This window comes from Mesorhizobium sp. M0991 (assembly GCF_040318915.1).
Classification (GTDB): domain Bacteria; phylum Pseudomonadota; class Alphaproteobacteria; order Rhizobiales; family Rhizobiaceae; genus Mesorhizobium.
Map to the genome: position 1 here is coordinate 261,319 of NZ_JAMYNE010000003.1, position 17,255 is coordinate 278,573.

The 17,255-nt window shown below is 61.8% G+C and carries 21 protein-coding genes and 1 pseudogene; 12 read left to right on the top strand and 10 right to left on the bottom strand.

The window, feature by feature from the left end; translation table 11 throughout:
- Positions 1-75: 75 nt before the first annotated feature.
- Positions 76-483: a hypothetical protein gene (locus NKH70_RS07050; protein WP_352650330.1), complete on the bottom strand. Its 408-nt coding sequence runs from the start codon at positions 481-483 to the stop codon at positions 76-78.
- A 117-nt stretch (positions 484-600) separates the two neighbouring features.
- On the opposite strand from NKH70_RS07050, the gene NKH70_RS07055 reads away from it, so the two are divergent.
- Both NKH70_RS07055 and NKH70_RS07060 read left to right on the top strand, forming a co-directional pair.
- Positions 601-1,029: a MarR family winged helix-turn-helix transcriptional regulator gene (locus NKH70_RS07055; protein ID WP_352714969.1), complete on the top strand. Its 429-nt coding sequence runs from the start codon at positions 601-603 to the stop codon at positions 1,027-1,029.
- 28 nt (positions 1,030-1,057) lie between these two features.
- Positions 1,058-1,290: pseudogene (locus NKH70_RS07060) on the top strand (type II toxin-antitoxin system Phd/YefM family antitoxin).
- Positions 1,291-1,295: 5 nt separating this feature from the next.
- On the opposite strand, the gene NKH70_RS07065 reads toward NKH70_RS07060, so the two are convergent.
- The gene (locus NKH70_RS07065; RefSeq protein WP_352911081.1) at positions 1,296-3,368 is read right to left on the bottom strand and encodes a putative bifunctional diguanylate cyclase/phosphodiesterase; all 2,073 of its coding nucleotides are present in this window, start codon (positions 3,366-3,368) and stop codon (positions 1,296-1,298) included.
- A 264-nt stretch (positions 3,369-3,632) separates the two neighbouring features.
- On the opposite strand from NKH70_RS07065, the gene NKH70_RS07070 reads away from it, so the two are divergent.
- Both NKH70_RS07070 and tdh read left to right on the top strand, forming a co-directional pair.
- Positions 3,633-4,820, top strand: coding sequence for a glycine C-acetyltransferase (locus tag NKH70_RS07070; RefSeq protein WP_352911079.1), 1,188 nt, complete (start codon positions 3,633-3,635; stop codon positions 4,818-4,820).
- Positions 4,821-4,887: 67 nt separating this feature from the next.
- Positions 4,888-5,922 (top strand): L-threonine 3-dehydrogenase, encoded by a 1,035-nt coding sequence (gene tdh, locus NKH70_RS07075; protein ID WP_352911078.1) that lies wholly within the window; start codon positions 4,888-4,890, stop codon positions 5,920-5,922.
- 206 nt (positions 5,923-6,128) lie between these two features.
- Here the strand turns inward: tdh and NKH70_RS07080 are convergent, their stop codons facing one another.
- A complete protein-coding gene (locus tag NKH70_RS07080; protein WP_353025010.1) occupies positions 6,129-6,572 on the bottom strand; it encodes a MarR family winged helix-turn-helix transcriptional regulator in 444 nt (147 codons plus the stop codon).
- 153 nt (positions 6,573-6,725) lie between these two features.
- Here NKH70_RS07080 and hmgA point away from each other — a divergent pair, with 153 nt between their 5' ends.
- From hmgA to NKH70_RS07110, 6 genes are read left to right on the top strand one after another with little or no spacing between them, the layout of a single operon-like run.
- Positions 6,726-8,039: a homogentisate 1,2-dioxygenase gene (gene hmgA / locus NKH70_RS07085; RefSeq protein WP_352911072.1), complete on the top strand. Its 1,314-nt coding sequence runs from the start codon at positions 6,726-6,728 to the stop codon at positions 8,037-8,039.
- Positions 8,040-8,049: 10 nt separating this feature from the next.
- Entirely contained in the window at positions 8,050-8,937 is an 888-nt protein-coding gene (locus NKH70_RS07090; protein WP_352911070.1) for an MBL fold metallo-hydrolase, read from the top strand.
- Entirely contained in the window at positions 8,934-9,956 is a 1,023-nt protein-coding gene (locus tag NKH70_RS07095; RefSeq protein WP_352911068.1) for a fumarylacetoacetate hydrolase family protein, read from the top strand. The genes NKH70_RS07090 and NKH70_RS07095 overlap by 4 nt, the downstream gene beginning before the upstream one ends.
- 44 nt (positions 9,957-10,000) lie before the next feature.
- A complete protein-coding gene (locus tag NKH70_RS07100) occupies positions 10,001-10,246 on the top strand; it encodes a hypothetical protein (protein WP_352911065.1) in 246 nt (81 codons plus the stop codon).
- A gap of 30 nt (positions 10,247-10,276) precedes the next feature.
- On the top strand, positions 10,277-10,564 hold the full coding sequence (locus NKH70_RS07105) for a hypothetical protein (protein WP_352911062.1): 288 nt from the start codon (positions 10,277-10,279) through the stop codon (positions 10,562-10,564).
- A 1-nt stretch (position 10,565) separates the two neighbouring features.
- Positions 10,566-11,126, top strand: coding sequence for a DinB family protein (locus NKH70_RS07110; RefSeq protein WP_352911059.1), 561 nt, complete (start codon positions 10,566-10,568; stop codon positions 11,124-11,126).
- Here the strand turns inward: NKH70_RS07110 and NKH70_RS07115 are convergent.
- The 3 genes from NKH70_RS07115 to hppD form a co-directional block, all read right to left on the bottom strand.
- Positions 11,105-11,479, bottom strand: a complete 375-nt coding sequence (locus NKH70_RS07115; protein ID WP_352911057.1) for a type II toxin-antitoxin system VapC family toxin — start codon at positions 11,477-11,479, stop codon at positions 11,105-11,107. The genes NKH70_RS07110 and NKH70_RS07115 overlap by 22 nt on opposite strands.
- Entirely contained in the window at positions 11,476-11,703 is a 228-nt protein-coding gene (locus tag NKH70_RS07120) for a type II toxin-antitoxin system Phd/YefM family antitoxin (RefSeq protein WP_352662998.1), read from the bottom strand. The genes NKH70_RS07115 and NKH70_RS07120 overlap by 4 nt, the downstream gene beginning before the upstream one ends.
- A 69-nt stretch (positions 11,704-11,772) precedes the next feature.
- Positions 11,773-12,888, bottom strand: a complete 1,116-nt coding sequence (gene hppD, locus NKH70_RS07125) for a 4-hydroxyphenylpyruvate dioxygenase (RefSeq protein WP_352911054.1) — start codon at positions 12,886-12,888, stop codon at positions 11,773-11,775.
- 141 nt (positions 12,889-13,029) lie between these two features.
- On the opposite strand from hppD, the gene NKH70_RS07130 reads away from it, so the two are divergent.
- Complete coding sequence (locus tag NKH70_RS07130) at positions 13,030-13,497, top strand: Lrp/AsnC family transcriptional regulator (protein ID WP_023674409.1); 468 nt, start codon at positions 13,030-13,032, stop codon at positions 13,495-13,497.
- 13 nt (positions 13,498-13,510) lie between these two features.
- On the opposite strand, the gene NKH70_RS07135 is transcribed toward NKH70_RS07130, so the two are convergent.
- From NKH70_RS07135 to aztA, 4 genes are all read right to left on the bottom strand, one after another.
- Complete coding sequence (locus NKH70_RS07135) at positions 13,511-13,849, bottom strand: protein tyrosine phosphatase family protein (protein WP_023674411.1); 339 nt, start codon at positions 13,847-13,849, stop codon at positions 13,511-13,513.
- Positions 13,850-14,034: 185 nt separating this feature from the next.
- The gene (gene aztC, locus NKH70_RS07140; RefSeq protein ID WP_352911050.1) at positions 14,035-14,976 is read right to left on the bottom strand and encodes a zinc ABC transporter substrate-binding protein AztC; all 942 of its coding nucleotides are present in this window, start codon (positions 14,974-14,976) and stop codon (positions 14,035-14,037) included.
- A gap of 22 nt (positions 14,977-14,998) precedes the next feature.
- A complete protein-coding gene (gene aztB, locus NKH70_RS07145) occupies positions 14,999-15,874 on the bottom strand; it encodes a zinc ABC transporter permease AztB (protein WP_254817491.1) in 876 nt (291 codons plus the stop codon).
- Positions 15,874-16,680 carry a zinc ABC transporter ATP-binding protein AztA gene (aztA, locus tag NKH70_RS07150; protein WP_352911047.1) on the bottom strand — a complete coding sequence of 269 codons (807 nt, stop codon included), beginning with the start codon at positions 16,678-16,680 and terminating at the stop codon, positions 15,874-15,876. The genes aztB and aztA overlap by 1 nt, the downstream gene beginning before the upstream one ends.
- 212 nt (positions 16,681-16,892) lie before the next feature.
- Here aztA and NKH70_RS07155 point away from each other — a divergent pair, with 212 nt between their 5' ends.
- Positions 16,893-17,237 (top strand): RidA family protein, encoded by a 345-nt coding sequence (locus tag NKH70_RS07155; protein WP_352714942.1) that lies wholly within the window; start codon positions 16,893-16,895, stop codon positions 17,235-17,237.
- Positions 17,238-17,255 lie beyond the last annotated feature (18 nt).

Genomic DNA, 17,255 nt, shown 5'->3' on the forward strand with positions numbered 1-17,255 from the left:
CGGTCCGGTCTGCGCGCCGCGCACGCCGCCGGCCATCGCCGGGCACCGTACGATCTTGCGATTGCGGCAGGACGCTCAAAACATCCTGGCGGTGGCCATGCAGAACACGGTGATGACCAGCAGCCCGCCGGCGATGCGTTCGCCTTTTGTCATCTTCGCGCGCAACTGGGTTTGCTTCGCCGCATCAGCGCCGGCCAGCTGCCTGCTGGCGGAACCCACCAGTGCGCCCTGAACCGCGGCGGCGATCAACGCAGTCAAAATGCCCAGCGCCAGGACTTTCTCCATGGAGCCGAAAGAGCCGTTGTGGAAGAAATACCAAAGCAGCAAACCCGTGAGGAAAACCACGCCGGCCGCGCCCATTTGCGGCCGGAAGAAACGTTCCGCCCTGATCTCCGGTTCGCGGGCGACCGCGATGGTGGTGCCGGCCCAGAACACGCCCGCCATGACGTGAAGGCCGAGGACGATGATGTAGACATATTGCATGACCGCATTTCCTCTCTTGCCCACCGCTAACCATATGGATAGATATCAAATGATTAGATGTCAACGCATAAGCTCGAGCCGGTTCCATAGGCTTTGCCCTTGTTCTAGTGTTGGACCATGACGCCCTTTGACCGCCCGCCGATCGGGATGAATCTCGCCCGCACCGCCAAGCTGGTTGCGCAGGCGTTCGACGCTGCCTTGGTCGAAGCCGGCGGCACGCTGCCGGTCTGGGTCACTTTGCTGTCGGTCAAGTCGCGGGAGCTGGCCAACCAACGCGAGCTAGCCGGCATGATCGGCATTCGGGGCGCAACGCTGACCCACCATCTCAACGCCATGGAGACGCAAGGCCTGCTGATGCGGCGCCGCGATCCCGAGAACCGCCGGGTTCACCAGGTGGAGCTGACCCAAGCCGGAGAGGCATTGTTCCTGAAATTGCGCACCGCCGCGTTAGCCTTCGACAAGCGGCTGCGGAAAGGACTGTCCGACGACAGGCTGGCGGAGTTTGCAGAGGTGCTGGCCGCGTTGCGGGCCAATGTCGAGGGTTAGAAATTAAGGCTAGCAAAGGCCTGCGCGAATTTCGCTGAAGGATGCCCGGGCTACACTCTCGGCGGTGCTTGATGAGGTCGTCGCGGGAGAACCGGCCGTCATCACCCGGCCTGGGCGCAAGCAGGCGGTCATTTCGTCGTTTCAGGACTACGAAAGACTCCGCGTGTGCCCAGCTTTGGACAATTGCTGGCAGCATTTCCCGGTGATGAGGATGACCTTCCGCCTCGGCTTATCAGGTCGGTTCGCAAGGCCGGACCATGACGGATCTACGCCCGGCTGCCCTGCAGCACCGTCAGCCTGGCCTTCTTGGGCGCCCGTGCCACCAACCATTCGCGCACCCTGTCGGGGGGCATCGGGAAAGCGATGGAATAGCCTTGCACCTGGTCGCAGCCGATCGCCATCAGCGAGTCGAGCTCGGCTTCGGTTTCAGCGCCCTCGGCAACGATCGAGATGCCGAGACCACGAGCGAGTTCTGTGAGGGCACGCACGATCTTGGTGTTGCCGCCGTTCTCGTTGATGTTCTGGACGAAACGGCGGTCGATCTTCAGCCGGTCGATCTCGTTTGGATTGACATGGCTGAGCGATGCGTAGCCGGTGCCGAAATCATCAAGCTCAAGATGGATGCCGGCGGCGCGGATGTGCCGCAGCTTTGCCGCGATACCGGTCTTCTCGTCGTCGAGAATGACGGATTCGACGATCTCCAGCGATAGTTTGTGCGCTGGCAGGCCGGCCCTCTCGAGCGTATCGAACAGGAAGACTTCGAAATCTGTCTCGCGCAGCTCCGAACCGGACACGTTGACGGCGATCCGTCCGAAGGTGATGCCTGCGCGGTTCCATTCGGCTGCTTCGTCGATCGCTTTGGCAATGACGATGCGGCCAATCTCGGACATCAAGCCGCATTTTTCTGCGATTGGAATGAACTCGCCCGGCGCGATCATGCCGCGTTCGGCATGCCTCCAGCGAACCAAAGCCTCGATACCACTGATGGCGCCGTCCGACAGCGACACCTGCGGCTGGAAATAGACTTCGAACGCCTTCTCAGAGATGGCGACCCTGATGTCGAGCTCGAGCTGCTTTCGACTGTCGAGTTCGCGCCTCAGCTCATCGGAGAAGAACGACAAACTGCCGCCGCCCTGCTTCTTGGCTGAATACAGCGCCAGGTCGGCATGGACGAGCAGGTCCTCCGCATTGTCGGCATCGATCGGGTAGACCGCAATCCCGGCACTTACGCCCGGATGGATCGTCGTACCTCGGAATATGACCGGCTCATTGAGTTTGGCCAGCATGCGCCTGGCGACGATATCGATGTCCTCGGTGCTGCCGGCATCGTTGAGGACGACGACGAATTCGTCGCCTCCGAGACGCACGTTGAGATCCGACGTCCGGCAGGAATCGCGCATACGCTGCGCGGCCACCACCAGCACATAATCGCCGGCGGCGTGGCCGAGCGCGTCGTTGATCTGCTTGAACCGGTCGAGGTCGAACTGCACTACGGCAACCCGTTCACGCCTTCGCCGCGCACAACTGATGAACGTATCGAAATGATCGGTCAGGAAAGTGCGGTCGTGCAGGCCGGTCAGCCCGTCATGTACGGCAATAAAGGCCATGGAATTGCGCGCATCGACCAGCTCGCGCGTCCGGCGCAGGATGGCATTCGACATCGGCCGGAAAATGAAAAGTGCCACCAGCAGGATGACGCCGATGGTCGAGTAGAACAATGTGCGATGAAGATCGAGGAGCCTTTCGGAGCGCTGGTCCGCGTAGGCGCTGATGCGCTGGCCGAGTGCTGCGTAGCCCGACAATGTTGCATTGGCAACGGAAGCGTCCAGGTTGACGCGCTCCTCGCCGCCCTTGTAGCCGCCGCTGCCGGTCGTGTTGAGCCGCGATTCGAATGAAGAGATCAGGCGCTCGCCGTTGGCGATAAGCCCAACCGAGAAATAGTCGAGATGGTACGGCTTGGCGAAAAGCACGCTCTCGATCGATTTCGGATCGAACCTTGCCGGCGACACCGGATCGGCGGCGGTCCGCTCGAGCAGCAGATCGTAATTCTTCTCGAACTCCACCGTCGCTTGCTTGAGCGCGATAACCAGAGCGCGCTGTTTATCGCGCTGAGCGCTGCCTGTCGCGCCGGCAAGAAAGACGATGCGCTGCGACAGGGCTTTTTGTGTGCTGACGATATCGAGCAGCGCCTGATTGTGCCGTTGGGTCGCCATCACCTGTTGCAGCAGGATGAAGGAGGCCATGACCATGGCGGCTATGATCAGCAGAGCCAGCCAGTATCCGGATTTGATGAGGAGTATGAGCCTGCCCGAAACGGCGTGCACCGGCTGCTGCGACATTTTCTGACGCGGCCTCTCGCCAACGAATTCTTGTGCGATAACCTTTGGCTTCAAAGTGTTAACAGGTTTGGGACGGCAGCAGGCCGGCGGTGGCGACCGTGGCGGGAAATCCGCAAAGTGGTTATTGCAATCTTTCGCGGCACCTCCGCATTCGAACATCGTTGCCTCTGACGTGCCATTGCCGCCACCGAAGCGGTCGCTTTTGCGATGGATTTTTCGTCCGCGCGGCGCGACAGTCCTCGTCGATCTCAACAGGGCCCGATCATGACCGAAGCATTCCTTTCCCACATCGACAGCGAGCTCGAAGGACTGAAAACGGCAGGCCTTTACAAATCCGAGCGGGTGATAACCTCGACCCAATCGGCCGAGATCGAGGTCGGTGGCGAGAAGGTGCTGAATTTCTGCGCCAATAATTATCTCGGCCTCGCCGACAGCGCCGAACTGCGCGGTGCGGCCAAGCAGGCACTCGACCGCTACGGCTACGGCATGGCGTCGGTGCGCTTCATCTGCGGCACGCAGGAAGAACACAAGCAGCTCGAGGCGACCATTTCTGATTTCCTCGGCATGGAGGACACCATCCTCTACGGCTCCTGCTTCGACGCCAATGGCGGCCTGTTCGAGACGCTGCTCGGCGAAGAGGATGCGGTCATCTCCGATGCGCTGAACCACGCCTCGATCATCGACGGGGTACGGCTGTCGAAGGCAAAGCGCTTCCGCTACGCCAACAACGACATGGCCGATCTCGAAGCGCGGTTGAAAGAGGCGCGCGACTGCCGGTTCCGGCTGATCGCCACCGACGGCGTGTTCTCGATGGATGGCATCGTCGCCAATCTGAAAGGCGTCTGCGACCTCGCCGACAAATACGATGCGATGGTCATGGTCGACGACAGCCATGCAGTTGGTTTCGTCGGCAGGAATGGCCGTGGCTCGGCCGAACATTGTGGCGTCGAGGGCAGAGTGGACATCATCACCGGCACGCTCGGCAAGGCATTGGGTGGCGCGTCCGGCGGCTACACTTCGGGCAGGAAGCAGGTGGTCGACTGGCTGCGCCAGCGCTCGCGGCCCTATCTTTTTTCCAACACGCTGATGCCGGCGATCGCCGGCGCCTCGATCCGGGTGTTCGAACTGATCCGCAATGGCGACGCGTTGCGTCAGCGCCTATATGCCAACGCAGCGCGGTTTCGCTCCGAGATGGGCAGGCTCGGCTTTACACTGGCCGGCGCCGACCATCCGATCATCCCGGTGATGCTGGGCGACGCGACGCTGGCGCAGGAGATGGCGGCCCGCATGCTGAAGCGCGGCATCTATGTCATCGGCTTTTCCTTCCCGGTGGTGCCGAAGGGCCAGGCGCGCATCCGCACGCAGATGTCGGCCGCCCATTCCAGCGCAGATATCGATCGTGCGGTTGAGGCGTTCGCCGCAGTCGGTCGCGAACTCGGCGTGATTTCCTGAACGGCCGGGACCGAAAAGCGATTCCGGATCAAGAGATTCAAGCGACTAAGGTTCTGGGGACAAAAGAATGTCGAATATGATGAAGGCGCTGGTCAAGGCCAAGGCCGAGCCGGGCATCTGGATGGAACAAGTGCCGGTGCCGGAAATCGGTCCGAACGACGTGCTGATCAAGATCAGGAAGACTGCGATCTGCGGCACCGACGTCCACATCTACAATTGGGACCAGTGGGCACAAAAGACCGTGCCGGTTCCGATGGTGACCGGCCACGAATTTGTCGGAACCGTCGCCGATTTCGGCACGGCGGTGACCGAGTACAAACTCGGCCAGCGCGTTTCCGGCGAAGGCCATATCGTCTGCGGCCATTGCCGCAACTGCCGGGCGGGCAGGGGGCATCTGTGCCGCAACACGCTAGGCGTCGGCGTCAACCGGCCTGGCGCCTTTGGCGAATACCTTGCGATTCCGCAGCACAATGTGGTGCCGATCCCCGACGACGTGCCCGACGAGATCGCCGCGATCTTCGATCCCCTCGGCAATGCGGTTCACACCGCATTGTCCTTTGATCTCGTTGGCGAGGACGTGCTGGTCACCGGCGCCGGGCCGATCGGCATCATGGGTGCGCTCGTCGCCCAATGCGTCGGGGCGCGAAAAGTCGTCATCACCGACATCAATCCGGTGCGCCTGGCGCTGGCGAAAAAGCTCGGCGTCCAGCATGTCGTCGATGCATCGAAGGAGAAGCTGCGCGACGTGATGCCGGCGCTCGGCATGACCGAGGGTTTCGACGTCGGCCTCGAAATGTCTGGCGCCGCACCTGCGTTCCGCGACATGATTGATACCATGAACAATGGCGGCAAGATCGCCATTCTCGGCATCGCGCCGACCGGCTTCGAGATCGACTGGAACAAGGTCATCTTCAAGATGCTGCATCTGAAGGGCATCTACGGCCGCGAGATGTTCGAGACCTGGTACAAGATGATCGCGCTGGTGCAAGGTCCTCTCGATGTCAGTGGCCTGATCACCCACCGCATCGGCATCGACGACTACATCTCCGGCTTCGAGGCAATGAAGAGCGGTAACTCCGGCAAGGTGGTGATGGACTGGTAACGATCAGAAATGTTGGCGGGACAGCACCCCCCTCTGGCCTGCCGGCCATCTCCCCTCAAGGGGGGAGATTAGCAGCTTCGCTGACATCGCTCTTCTTTGGAGATTGGCGAAAGCCGAAGCGACGTCCAATCTCACCCCTTGAGGGGGAGATGGCCGGCAGGCCAGAGGGGGGTGCTGTCCCGCCTGCATCAAAAGTTGCTGAGGACCTAATCCCCATACAAAGCCGTCTCAAGCGCGGCCACCCCTTCCGCGACTGCTATACGTTCATCTGCGCTCAGCCTTGCCAGCAACTCCCGCTCGAAGGCTTTCGCCAGCGGCACCATCTCGCGATAGGCGGCAACGCCAGCCTTGGTCAGCGTCAGATGCTCGACACGGCGGTCCTTTTCGTCTGGCGTCCGGATGAGCCAGCGGCGGCGCTCGAGTTCGGCGACCGCGCGCGAAACCTTGGTCTTGTGCATGGCCGATTGCTCGCCGAGTGCCGTCGCCGTCATCGTGCCGTGCTGTCCAAGTCCCGCAAACGTGCGCCATTCGGGCCGGGTCAGGCCGTGACGGTCCTTGTATATTCTTGAGAATTCGCGGCTGACGGCATCGGCAAGACGGTAGAGCCGATAAGGCAGGAAGGATTCCAGCTCGAGGATTTCGGGTTCCATTTTGGCCTTCACTGGGCAGGCTCGCGGCCCGCGCCGAAATCACCATTGATGGTTACATTTTCGATGGTTACAAATGAAACCACTCTGGTCAACTCGGAGCATCTTTCGGAATGCGTAGACGATGCTCCGGGACTATGAATTCGGGAGGATTCCATGGCCTATTCCTACATGCCGGGTTTCGGCAACGACTTCGAGACAGAGACATTGCCGGGCTCGCTGCCGCAAGGGCGAAACTCGCCGCAGCGGCCGGCCTACGGCCTTTATGCCGAGCAGCTTTCGGGCTCCCCTTTCACCGCGCCGCGCGGCACCAATGAGCGCTCCTGGCTTTATCGGATAAGGCCGAGCGTCAGGCACACCGGCCGCTTCAAACCGGCGAATTATCCGCTGTGGAAGAGCGCGCCGAATGTCGGCGACCACCAGCTCGCTCTCGGCCAGTACCGCTGGAGCCCAGTGCCGATGCCGAAGGAGCCGACCGATTTTATTGCCGGCATGCGCTCGATCACCACCGCCGGCGACGTGCTCGGCCAGACCGGCATGGCGGCACATATCTATGTCGCCAACCGTTCGATGGTCGACGACCATTTCTTCAATGCCGACGGCGAGTTGCTGGTCGTGCCACAGGTTGGAGCCTTGCGCTTCGTCACCGAGATGGGCGTCATCGACCTCAGGCCGGGCGAGATCGCCGTGCTGCCGCGCGGCCTGGTTTTCAAGGTCGAACTGGTCGATCCGCAAGTGCGCGGCTATGTCTGCGAGAATTACGGCGCCAAGCTGACGCTGCCGGATCGCGGCCCGATCGGCGCCAACTGCCTGGCCAATCCGCGCGATTTCAAGACGCCCTGTGCCTGGTTCGAGGACAAGGAGACGCCGTGCCGGCTGATCGCGAAATGGTGTGGCCAGTTCCATGTCACCGAGATCGACCATTCGCCGCTGGATGTGGTGGCGTGGCACGGCAATTATTCGCCCTACAAATATGATCTTGCGACCTTTTCGCCGGTCGGTGCGATTCTGTTCGACCACCCCGACCCGTCGATCTTCACCGTGCTGACCGCGCCGAGCGGCGAGAAAGGCACCGCCAATATCGATTTCGTCCTCTTCCCGCCGCGCTGGCTGGTCGCCGAAGATACGTTCCGCCCGCCCTGGTATCACCGCAACATCATGAGCGAGTTCATGGGCCTGATTCATGGTCAGTACGATGCCAAGGAAGAGGGCTTCGTGCCCGGCGGCATCAGTCTGCACAACATGATGCTGGCTCACGGACCCGATGCGTCTGGCTTCGAAAAAGCCTCGCGCGCGGAGCTGAAACCGGTCAAGCTCGACAACACCATGGCCTTCATGTTCGAGACACGCTTTCCGCAGATGGTGACCCGCTATGGCGCCGAGCTCGAAACCCGGCAGGACAATTATATCGACTGCTGGGCCGATCTGAAGAAACGCTTCAACGGCACGCCCGAGGGCGACTGGTCTTGAGCGCCGTCGCATGACAGATCGTCTGGTGCTTCTTGGCTCGAAGGGTGGTCCGGCGCTCCGGCCGGGCGGACCGTGGCCGAGTTCGTCGCTGCTGGAGATTGGCGGCCGCACCCTCGTCGTCGATTGCGGGCTGGGCATAACGCGCGGGCTGACCGATGCCGGTGTCAGCCTGAAGGCGCTCGACCTGATCTTCATCACGCATTTGCATTCAGACCATGTGCTGGAACTCGGACCATTGATCCACACTGCATGGACGGCCGGCCTGGCGACAGCGGTCAGCGTCTTCGGCCCGCCCGGCATCGGCCATTATTGGCAGCGCTTTTGCCAGGCAATGGAATTCGACATCGAGATCCGCATCGCCGACGAAGGCAGGCCGGATCTCCACGACCTGGTCTCGATTGTCGAGTTTGGCGAAGGCAAAGTAGTCGAAGAGCGCGGTCTCAAAATATCGGCCTTGCGCGTCGATCATCCGCCGGTGACGGACTGCTTTGCGCTGCGCTTCGAGCAAGCCGTGCAAAGCATCGTCTTCTCGTCCGACACCGCATTCTTTCCGCCATTGTCGGATTTCGCCCAACGCGCCGACGTCCTGGTCCACGAGGCCATGTTGGCAGAGGGCATCGAGCGGTTGGTCGCCAAGACCGGCAACGGCGCAAGGCTGAGGGAACACCTGCTTGCCAGCCACAGCTTTGCCGAGGAAGCGGGCCGCATCGCCAGTGATGCAGGCGTCAAAAGACTGGTCCTCAACCACCTCATTCCCGCCGACGATCCGGAGATCGGCGAAGCCGACTGGATTGCCGCCGTCAGGAAAACATGGGCCGGCGACTTGACGATCGGCCGCGACGGCCTTGTTGTGGAATTAAGCAGCACCAAAGCTGCGCCAGGAGAGGAAACCGCATGAAGCTTGCCACCTTGAAGGACGGGACGCGCGATGGAAAGCTCGTCGTCGTCTCGCGTGACCTGACGCGGTTTACCGATGCGTCGTTCCTTGTGCGGACGCTGCAGGCGGCGCTCGACGACTGGCGTCGCATCGCGCCGCATCTCGCTGCCATGGCCGAATCGCTGGAGAACAATGCGGTGCCGTCTGCCCGCTTTCACGAGCATGACGCTCATTCGCCGCTGCCGCGTGCCTACCAATGGGCCGACGGCTCGGCCTATGTGAACCATGTCGAGCTGGTGCGGAAGGCGCGCGGCGCCGAGATGCCGGCAAGCTTCTGGACCGATCCGCTGATCTACCAGGGCGGCTCGGACGCTTTCCTCGCACCGCGCGACCCAATCCGCATGACCGACGAGACACTTGGCATCGATATGGAAGGCGAGGTCGCCGTCATCGTCGACGACGTGCCAATGGGTGCTGGCCTCGATGAGGCGCGGGCAGCGATCCGGCTGGTCATGCTGGTCAACGACGTGACGCTGCGCGGCCTGACCGGACCCGAGCTCGCCAAGGGGTTCGGCTTCTTCCAGTCGAAACCGTCATCGGCCTTTTCGCCGGTAGCGGTGACGCCGGACGAATTGGGCGACGCCTGGGATGGCGGCAAGGTCAGCCTGCCGCTGCTGGTCGATCTCAACGGCAAACCGTTCGGCCGGGCGAACGCCGGCATCGACATGACCTTCGACTTTCCGGTGTTGATTGTTCATGCCGCCAGGACGCGGCCACTGGCTGCCGGCACCATCGTCGGTTCGGGCACCGTCTCCAACAAGCTCGACGGCGGGCCGGGCAAGCCTGTCTCGGCAGGCGGCGCCGGCTATTCCTGCATCGCCGAGTTGCGTATGATCGAGACCATCGAAGCCGGCGAACCGAAAACGCCGTTCCTGCGCTTTGGTGATACCGTGCGCATCGAGATGAAGGACAGGGGCGGGCATTCGATCTTCGGCGCCATCGAGCAGAAGGTCGAGAAATACGAGGGGGCAAGAGAATGACGGGCGAGACATTCTATCTGCTGTGCGGTGTCTGGGCCCTTGTCATGCTGGCGATCTTCATCCTGGCGATCCGCCTGAGCTATCGCATCGAGGCGCGCTCGCCCGACCTGACCAACCGCAGCGGCTTTCCGCGCAAGGCGATGATGTTTCACACCGTCACCAACACGAATGTCGCGCTGGACCAGGAAACGCAGGCCATGCGGCGGCGCATGATCGGGCTGCTGCTGATTGTTTTGGCTGGATTCCTGCTAATGTGGGCAGGCTTGTCTTTGGTCCGGTCACCGGCGTGATCAATCGTTCCTAGCGCTGGTGGACCCAAGATGCCTTACACCGCTACTTACCTTTGGTTTGTGGGAATTTCTGGCATCGCTGCTGCCTGGCTTTTGATTTCGGCCATCCGGCTCTGCCGTCAGGTCGAGGATCGATCTGAAGGACTGCGTAACTTCAGTAGCGTGGCGCATCGGCCGAAGCTTGCTGACGTCGCTATGAATCGGGATGTTGCGAGCGATGTTGAAACGCAAGCGCTGCGCCGCGGTATGATCGCTCGTCTGCTAGCCATAGGTGCTATCGGTATCGCTGTGAATTTGATTGCCTGGGCTGGTGTGTAACATGGACCTGCTGAACCATTTCCGCCGCATGGCGCGCAACAATCTGTGGTCCAACGACCGGCTCTATCGTGCCGTGCTGCAGCTTGAGCCCGGCGAATTCGAGGCTGAAAGGATAAGCTTCTTCCCATCGATCAAGGCAACGCTCAATCACATCCTGGCCGTCGATTATCTCTATCTCGATTTTCTCGAAGAGGGCGGCGTCGGCGCCGCGGCCTACGATGAGTTCTTGCTCTTCGACGAAGCGGACGCGCTCTTTGGCAAGCGGACGGAGGCCGACCGGCGGCTGATCGCTTTTTGCGACCGCCTGTCGACGGACGACCTCGATCGCCGCGTCGTCACCGACCGGCGCGAGGACGGCATGATACCGGAACGGATCGGCGACCTGCTCGCCCATCTCTTCATCCACGACATCCATCATCGCGGCCAGGTGCACGCGATGCTGTCCGGCACCTCGGTGAAACCGCCGCAACTCGACGAGTTCTTCCTCGATTACGATGTGAAGTTGAGGAAAGCCGAAGTCGAGCGGCTGGAGCTGGATGATCAGACCAACGCGACGTCGTAGGCTGAGAAATGTCGATCCGCAGTGACCACCGTCAGACCTTCAATTTGAGCCTGTGCGATGAGCAGACGGTCGAAGGGATCGCGATGATGGAACGGCAGATGCTCAAGCCTGGCTGCGTGTAGTTCATTCACACTGAGGATCGGAATGCCGTTCGATCGCAGGATTTCCACGATGTTGCCTGTGAGCGTGACTTTGCCGAGCGATTTCTTAATGGCGATCTCTGCTACCGAGACGGCGCTGACGACCACATCCTCGCCCGCAAGAAAGATGTCGCGATGGTGATCCGAAAGGCGTGAATCCGCGTTGAGTACCCAAAGCAGAATATGAGTATCCACCAGATATTGGCGGCTCATTTAATGTACTCGTCCCATTCGGGACCGAGTTCATCAAAATCATCCGATATCCGAATTTGGCCTTTCAGGGCCCCAAAAAGGCCTTTGCTCCCGCCAGCCCGGGTGGGCGCGCTCAAGGTCGCCACCACCTCTCCATGCCGCGTCAGATGGATCTCTTCGCCGGCCTGGGCACGTTTCACCAACTCGGAGAGTTGGGCCTTCGCTTTTGCCATCGGAACATTCATGGTCAGACCTCTTATGACCAGAATTTAGGTCATAACTGATCAAACCACAAGGCATCTCGGCCGAGCTGGCTACGCTGCCTTGCCGTCCACCTTCAGCACGCCGCGCTTGATCTGGTCCTGCTCGATCGACTCGAACAAGGCGCGGAAATTGCCCTCGCCAAAGCCTTCGTCGCCCTTTCTCTGGATGAACTCGAAGAAGATCGGGCCGATCACGGTTTTCGAAAAGATCTGCAGCAGGATCTTGGTCGTGCCGCCGTCGACGACGCCTTCGCCGTCGATCAGGATACCGTGCTTCTTCATGCGATCGATCGGCTCTTCATGGCCGTTCACGCGGGCAAAGGACATGTCGTAATAGGTCTCGGGCGGTCCCGGCATGAACTTCAGGCCGTTGGCGGCCAGCCTGTCGGTGGCGCCGTAAATGTCGTCGGTGCCGACCGCGATGTGCTGGATACCCTCGCCATTATACTTCTTCAGATATTCGGCGATCTGGCTGGTCTCGTCCTTGGACTCGTTCAGCGGGATGCGGATCTTGCCGCAGGGCGAGGTGATGGCGCGGCTGACCAGGCCGGTGATCTTGCCGTCGATGTCGAAGAAATGGATCTGCTTGAAGCCGAACAGGTCGCGGTAGAAATCCCACCATTTGTCCATCTGGCCGCGATAGACATTGTGGGTCAGGTGGTCGAGATAATAGAAGCCGACGCCTTCCGGCCTGGGATCGCGCTCGCTGAGCCAGTCGAACTCGGCGTCATAGGCCGAGCCCTTCTCGCCGTACGTTTCGATGAAATAGAGCAGCGAGCCACCGATGCCGACGATCGCCGGCACGTCGAGCGTCTTGTCGTTACCTTCATAGGGCGTCGCGCCCTTGGCCACAGCGTGATCGAAGGCGTGCCTGGCATCGACCACCCGCCATGCCATCGAGGCGGCGCAAGGCCCGTGCTTGTCGACGAATTTCATGGCATGCGAGCCGGGTTCGGCATTCACGACATAATTGATGTCGCCCTGCCGCCAGACGGTGATGTTCTTGCTGCGGTGCTTGGCGACCGGCACATAACCCATGCGGGTGAACAGCTCGGCGAGTTTTTCCGGCTCGGCATGCGCGAATTCGACGAATTCGAAGCCGTCGGTGCCGGCGGGATTGGCTTTGCTGATCTTGGCGGGCGGTGCGTCGTGCGGGAAGGGACCCATGGCATTGCTCCGAAATCTGGCATCGGCCGCGTCGGCCGTATCTGGGCGCAATCATAGCGCGGAGCGGATGCAAATTGCTTGCATTCAAACGCTTGAAATGGTCTGATCATGCGCGAGTTGTGCACTGCGGAGCTGAAATTCATGGATGAGGCGCGCATCGACCAGTTTGACCGCAAGATAATGGCTCTGCTGCAGGGCGATGCACGGCTGACCAACAACGATCTGTCGGAACGGGTGAACCTATCCGCTTCGCAATGCTCGCGTCGTCGCCAGCGGCTGGAGGAGGACGGCTATATCAAGGGCTACCGGGCGGTGCTCGACCGCGACAAGCTCGGCTTTTCCCTGGTCAACGTCATCTCGGTGACGCTCGCCACCCACAACCGCGACAATGCGCGGCGTTTCGGCGAATTGGTGGCGCGGCTGCCGCAAGTGCAGGAAGCGCACGCGCTGACCGGCGAGATGGATTATATATTGAAAGTCGTGACGCCCGACCTCAAGTCGCTGTCGGAATTCGTCAACGGCGTGCTTCTCCCGCACGAATCGGTGCAGCACGTGAAGACGGCGATCGTGCTGGAGACGCTGAAGGAAACCGGCGCGCTGCCGATCTGAGGGGCGCGAACGTTCACCCCTTCGACTGCTGGATCAGCCCATAGAGATTGGTGCAGCGGGCGCCGGAACGGCAATAGGCGAAGACCGGGCCTTCGAGTTCGTCAAGCGCCTCGGCCTGGTCCTCGACATTCTCGGCCGTGATCTGGCCGCTGATGACGGGGATGTAGCGGAAGGCGAGCCCGGCGCCCTCGACCGCCGCCTTGACGGTGTCGGCCGATGGCTGTCCAGGCTGCTCGTCGTCCGGCCGGTTGCAGATCACGCTCTTGAAGCCGGCCGCCTTGATGGTCGCGACATCCTCTGGCTGGATCTGGCCCGAGACCGAATAGTCCTCGCTGATCTGACGGTATTCCATGGCGGTGTCCTCGCAATCTGGTTAGCGGCAGTCTTGCCACTCCCTGACCCGGTCGGCAATCCGCGCGAAAAGAAATCCATCCGCGCAGATAGAGATTTCGATGCCGGAAATCCAGCCGGGCTAACGCCGCATGTCGCCAGGACGCATCATGCGCCAGCCCGGCTGGATGAACCGGATCGGTCGGCTCAGCTGCCGAGGATCGCGCCTTTGATCTGGGCGATGTTGTTGTGCATCAGGTCGATATAGGTCGAGGCCGGGCCGTCGGGCTGCGACAGCGCATCGGAATAGAGCGTGCCGCCCACCTTGATGCCGGTCTCGCTGGCGATCTGCTCGATCAGCCGCGGGTTGGTGATGTTCTCGACAAAGATCGCCGCCGCCTTGTCCTGCTTTATCTGGCTGACCAGCTTGGCGACGTCGGCGGCGGAAGGTTCCGACTCGGTCGACACGCCTTCCGGGGCCAGGAAGGTCAAGCCGTAGGCCTTTTCGAAATAGCCAAAGGCGTCGTGCGAGGTGATGACGACGCGCTTCTCTTGCGGGATCGACTGGATCGCCGCCTGCACTTCGCCCTCAAGCGCATCGAGCTTTTGCGTATAGGCGGCTGCATTGGCCTTGTAGCTGTCGCAACCCGCAGCGTCGGCCGTGCAGAAGGCGTCGGCGATGTTCTTCACATAGATCTTGGCATTGGCGATCGACTGGAAGGCGTGCGGATCGGTGACCGTCTTGCCGCCATCGGTTTCCGCGCCTTCGGCGGCGTCGGCTTCGGCGAATTCGGGTTTGAAATTGATCGGCGTGACGCCCTTGGTCAGCACGGCAATCGAGGCCTTGGTGGCGCTGGCGTCGACCAGGCGCTGCAGGAAACCTTCGAAATGCAGGCCGTTGACCAGCACGATGTCGGCCTTGGCCATCGCCACCGCGTCGGCGGGGCTCGGCTCGTAGACGTGGGCGTCGCCGTCCGGCCCGACGATGGTGGTCAGATCGATCCGATCGCCGCCGACATTCTTGGCGAAGTCTCCGATGATGGTGAAGCTGGCGACGACTTTCAACGGCTGAGCGAAGGCCGACGACGCGCCAAGGGCGGTTAATGTTATAACGCTCACGGCCAAGGCGGCGCGGATCGATTTCAGCATTGACGGGTCTCCTTTGTTGGGATCAGGCGGTTCTGTGGCGGTGGTGGACGATACGGGCGCGCAGGATGCCGCGCGTGCCGAACAGGATCGAGGCGAAATAGACGACGCCGGCGGACAGGATGATGGCCGGGCCGGAGGGCAGCGACGCATGGTAGGACAACAGCAGCCCGGCAATGCAGGAGGCAAAGCCGATCACTGTGGCCAGCACGCACATAGGCTCGACGCGGGAGGTCCAGAAACGGGCGGCGGCCGCCGGCAGCATCATCAGCCCGACCGACAGCAAGGTGCCGAGCGCCTGGAAGCCGCCGACGAGGTTGAGCACGACAAGGCCGAGAAAGATGAAATGCACCGGGCTGCCCATCCGGCTGACCGAGCGCAGGAACAAGGGGTCGAGGCATTCGGCGACCAGCGCCCGCCAGAAGATGGCGAGGCTTGCCAGCGTCACCACGACGATGCCGCCGATCAGCGTCAGCGCCTCGTTGTTGAGCGCCAGCACCGTACCGAACAGCACATGCATGAGATCGACGCTGGAGCCGCGGATCGACACCATAAGCACGCCGATGGCCAGCGAAATCAGATAGAAGGCCGCCATCGAGGCGTCCTCGCGCTGGATGGTGAAGCGCGAGACGGCACCGGCGCCGAGCGCCACGATGATGCCGGCGATCAGTCCGCCGATGGTCATCGGCAGGATTTCCAGGCCATAAAACAGGAAGCCGGCGGCAGCACCGGGCAGGATGGCATGCGCCATGGCGTCGCCGGACAGGCTCATGCGCCGCAGCATCAGGAACACGCCGACCGGGCAGGCGCCGAGCGACAGCATCATCGAACCGGCGAGCGCCCGCTGCATGAAGGCGTAGTCGGCGAAAGGAGCGACGAAAAGACCGTAAAGCACGTCCATCATGCCGCCCTCGGCCCGGAGCCGTGATGATGGTCGTGCAAGTGCTCGTGGCCACTGTGCTCGTGATCATGCTCGCCGGGCTCACACCATGGCGCGTTGTCCTCCCAGGCTTCGTGGAAGCGGCGCGCACGCAACAGATTCTCCGGCCGCAGCGTCTCCCTGGTCTCGCCCCAGGCGACCGGCTGGCGCGCCAGCAGCAGTGTTTCGGGGAAATTCTGCCGCACCAGGTCGAGATCGTGGACGACCACCATGATGGTGCGCTCCTCGCCATGCCAGCGCTTGATCAGCGCGATCAGGTCGCCGACCGTCTTCGTGTCGACCGCGTTGAACGGCTCGTCGAGCAGGATGAGCTCGGCATCCTGCAACAGCACGCGGGCAAACAGCGTGCGCTGCAGCTGGCCGCCCGACAGTGTGTCGATCGGGCGCTTCTCGAAGCCGCCGAGGCCGACGGCCATCAGCGCCTTGCTGACCGAGTCGCGATCTTCCCTTGTATAGCGGCCGAGCATACCGCGCCGCGGCCACAGGCCCAGCGAAACCAGGTCGACGACCCGGGCCGGAAAGGAGCGGTCCAGTTCCGATTGCTGCGGCAGATAGGCGGCACGCACGCCCGGCGCCCGGATCACCGCGCCGGCCATCGGCTTCAGGACGCCAACGATGCCCTTCATCAGCGTCGACTTGCCGGAGCCGTTGGCGCCGACGACCGCCGTCAACGATCCCTTGCGGATCGTACCATCGAGGTGGTGGATCGCCGGATGGCTGTTGTAGCCCAGCGTCAGGTCGCGGAAGGTCAGGCAGGTTTGGCTCATGTGACGATCCATGGGGCGACGATCGGTGCTGCAGGGGCGGATTCGATATGTGATGTTATTACATTAGTCAACAAGCCAATCGGGCGGAATTGCGGCCGGGCCGTCATATTGTGTGCTTTGGCTTGGCTCAAGAAGTTCCGCTCGAGCGACCTTGCCCCCGGCGAACCCGGCCCCTAAACAGGCGCAGCTGACAAGAGGAGAAGGAATATCCAATGAGCATTCGTCGCATCGATGTGGGCCCGCGCATGAGCCAGATCGTCATCCACGGCAACACCGTCTATCTGGCCGGTCAGGTCGGCAAGCCGGGCGGAAACGTCGGCGCCCAGACAAGGGACATTCTGGCGGCGATCGACGAATTGCTGGCCAAGGCCGGCACCGACAAGACCAAGATCCTGCAGGCGATCATCTGGCTGGCCGACATGAGCACCTTTGCCGAGATGAACGCGGAGTGGGACAAGTGGATACCGCAGGGCAACACGCCGGCCCGCGCCACGGGCGAAGCCAAGCTTGCCGGACCGGAATATCTGGTCGAGATTATTGTTACCGCGGCGATTTGAGAATGCAGCTCTAACCCT

Coding starts and splice junctions, on each gene's coding strand:
- NKH70_RS07105 (WP_352911062.1), top strand. CDS start 10,277: ATGCCTTACACCGCTACTTACCTTTGGTTTGTGGGAATTTCTGGCATC.
- NKH70_RS07120 (WP_352662998.1), bottom strand. CDS start 11,703: ATGAATGTTCCGATGGCAAAAGCGAAGGCCCAACTCTCCGAGTTGGTG.
- NKH70_RS07050 (WP_352650330.1), bottom strand. CDS start 483: ATGCAATATGTCTACATCATCGTCCTCGGCCTTCACGTCATGGCGGGC.
- NKH70_RS07080 (WP_353025010.1), bottom strand. CDS start 6,572: ATGGAACCCGAAATCCTCGAGCTGGAATCCTTCCTGCCTTATCGGCTC.
- NKH70_RS07065 (WP_352911081.1), bottom strand. CDS start 3,368: ATGTCGCAGCAGCCGGTGCACGCCGTTTCGGGCAGGCTCATACTCCTC.
- NKH70_RS07130 (WP_023674409.1), top strand. CDS start 13,030: ATGGATGAGGCGCGCATCGACCAGTTTGACCGCAAGATAATGGCTCTG.
- NKH70_RS07055 (WP_352714969.1), top strand. CDS start 601: ATGACGCCCTTTGACCGCCCGCCGATCGGGATGAATCTCGCCCGCACC.
- NKH70_RS07115 (WP_352911057.1), bottom strand. CDS start 11,479: ATGAGCCGCCAATATCTGGTGGATACTCATATTCTGCTTTGGGTACTC.
- hppD (WP_352911054.1), bottom strand. CDS start 12,888: ATGGGTCCCTTCCCGCACGACGCACCGCCCGCCAAGATCAGCAAAGCC.
- aztB (WP_254817491.1), bottom strand. CDS start 15,874: ATGGACGTGCTTTACGGTCTTTTCGTCGCTCCTTTCGCCGACTACGCC.
- NKH70_RS07090 (WP_352911070.1), top strand. CDS start 8,050: ATGACAGATCGTCTGGTGCTTCTTGGCTCGAAGGGTGGTCCGGCGCTC.
- NKH70_RS07110 (WP_352911059.1), top strand. CDS start 10,566: ATGGACCTGCTGAACCATTTCCGCCGCATGGCGCGCAACAATCTGTGG.
- hmgA (WP_352911072.1), top strand. CDS start 6,726: ATGGCCTATTCCTACATGCCGGGTTTCGGCAACGACTTCGAGACAGAG.
- aztC (WP_352911050.1), bottom strand. CDS start 14,976: ATGCTGAAATCGATCCGCGCCGCCTTGGCCGTGAGCGTTATAACATTA.
- NKH70_RS07135 (WP_023674411.1), bottom strand. CDS start 13,849: ATGGAATACCGTCAGATCAGCGAGGACTATTCGGTCTCGGGCCAGATC.
- NKH70_RS07095 (WP_352911068.1), top strand. CDS start 8,934: ATGAAGCTTGCCACCTTGAAGGACGGGACGCGCGATGGAAAGCTCGTC.
- NKH70_RS07070 (WP_352911079.1), top strand. CDS start 3,633: ATGACCGAAGCATTCCTTTCCCACATCGACAGCGAGCTCGAAGGACTG.
- tdh (WP_352911078.1), top strand. CDS start 4,888: ATGTCGAATATGATGAAGGCGCTGGTCAAGGCCAAGGCCGAGCCGGGC.
- NKH70_RS07155 (WP_352714942.1), top strand. CDS start 16,893: ATGAGCATTCGTCGCATCGATGTGGGCCCGCGCATGAGCCAGATCGTC.
- aztA (WP_352911047.1), bottom strand. CDS start 16,680: ATGAGCCAAACCTGCCTGACCTTCCGCGACCTGACGCTGGGCTACAAC.
- NKH70_RS07100 (WP_352911065.1), top strand. CDS start 10,001: ATGCTGGCGATCTTCATCCTGGCGATCCGCCTGAGCTATCGCATCGAG.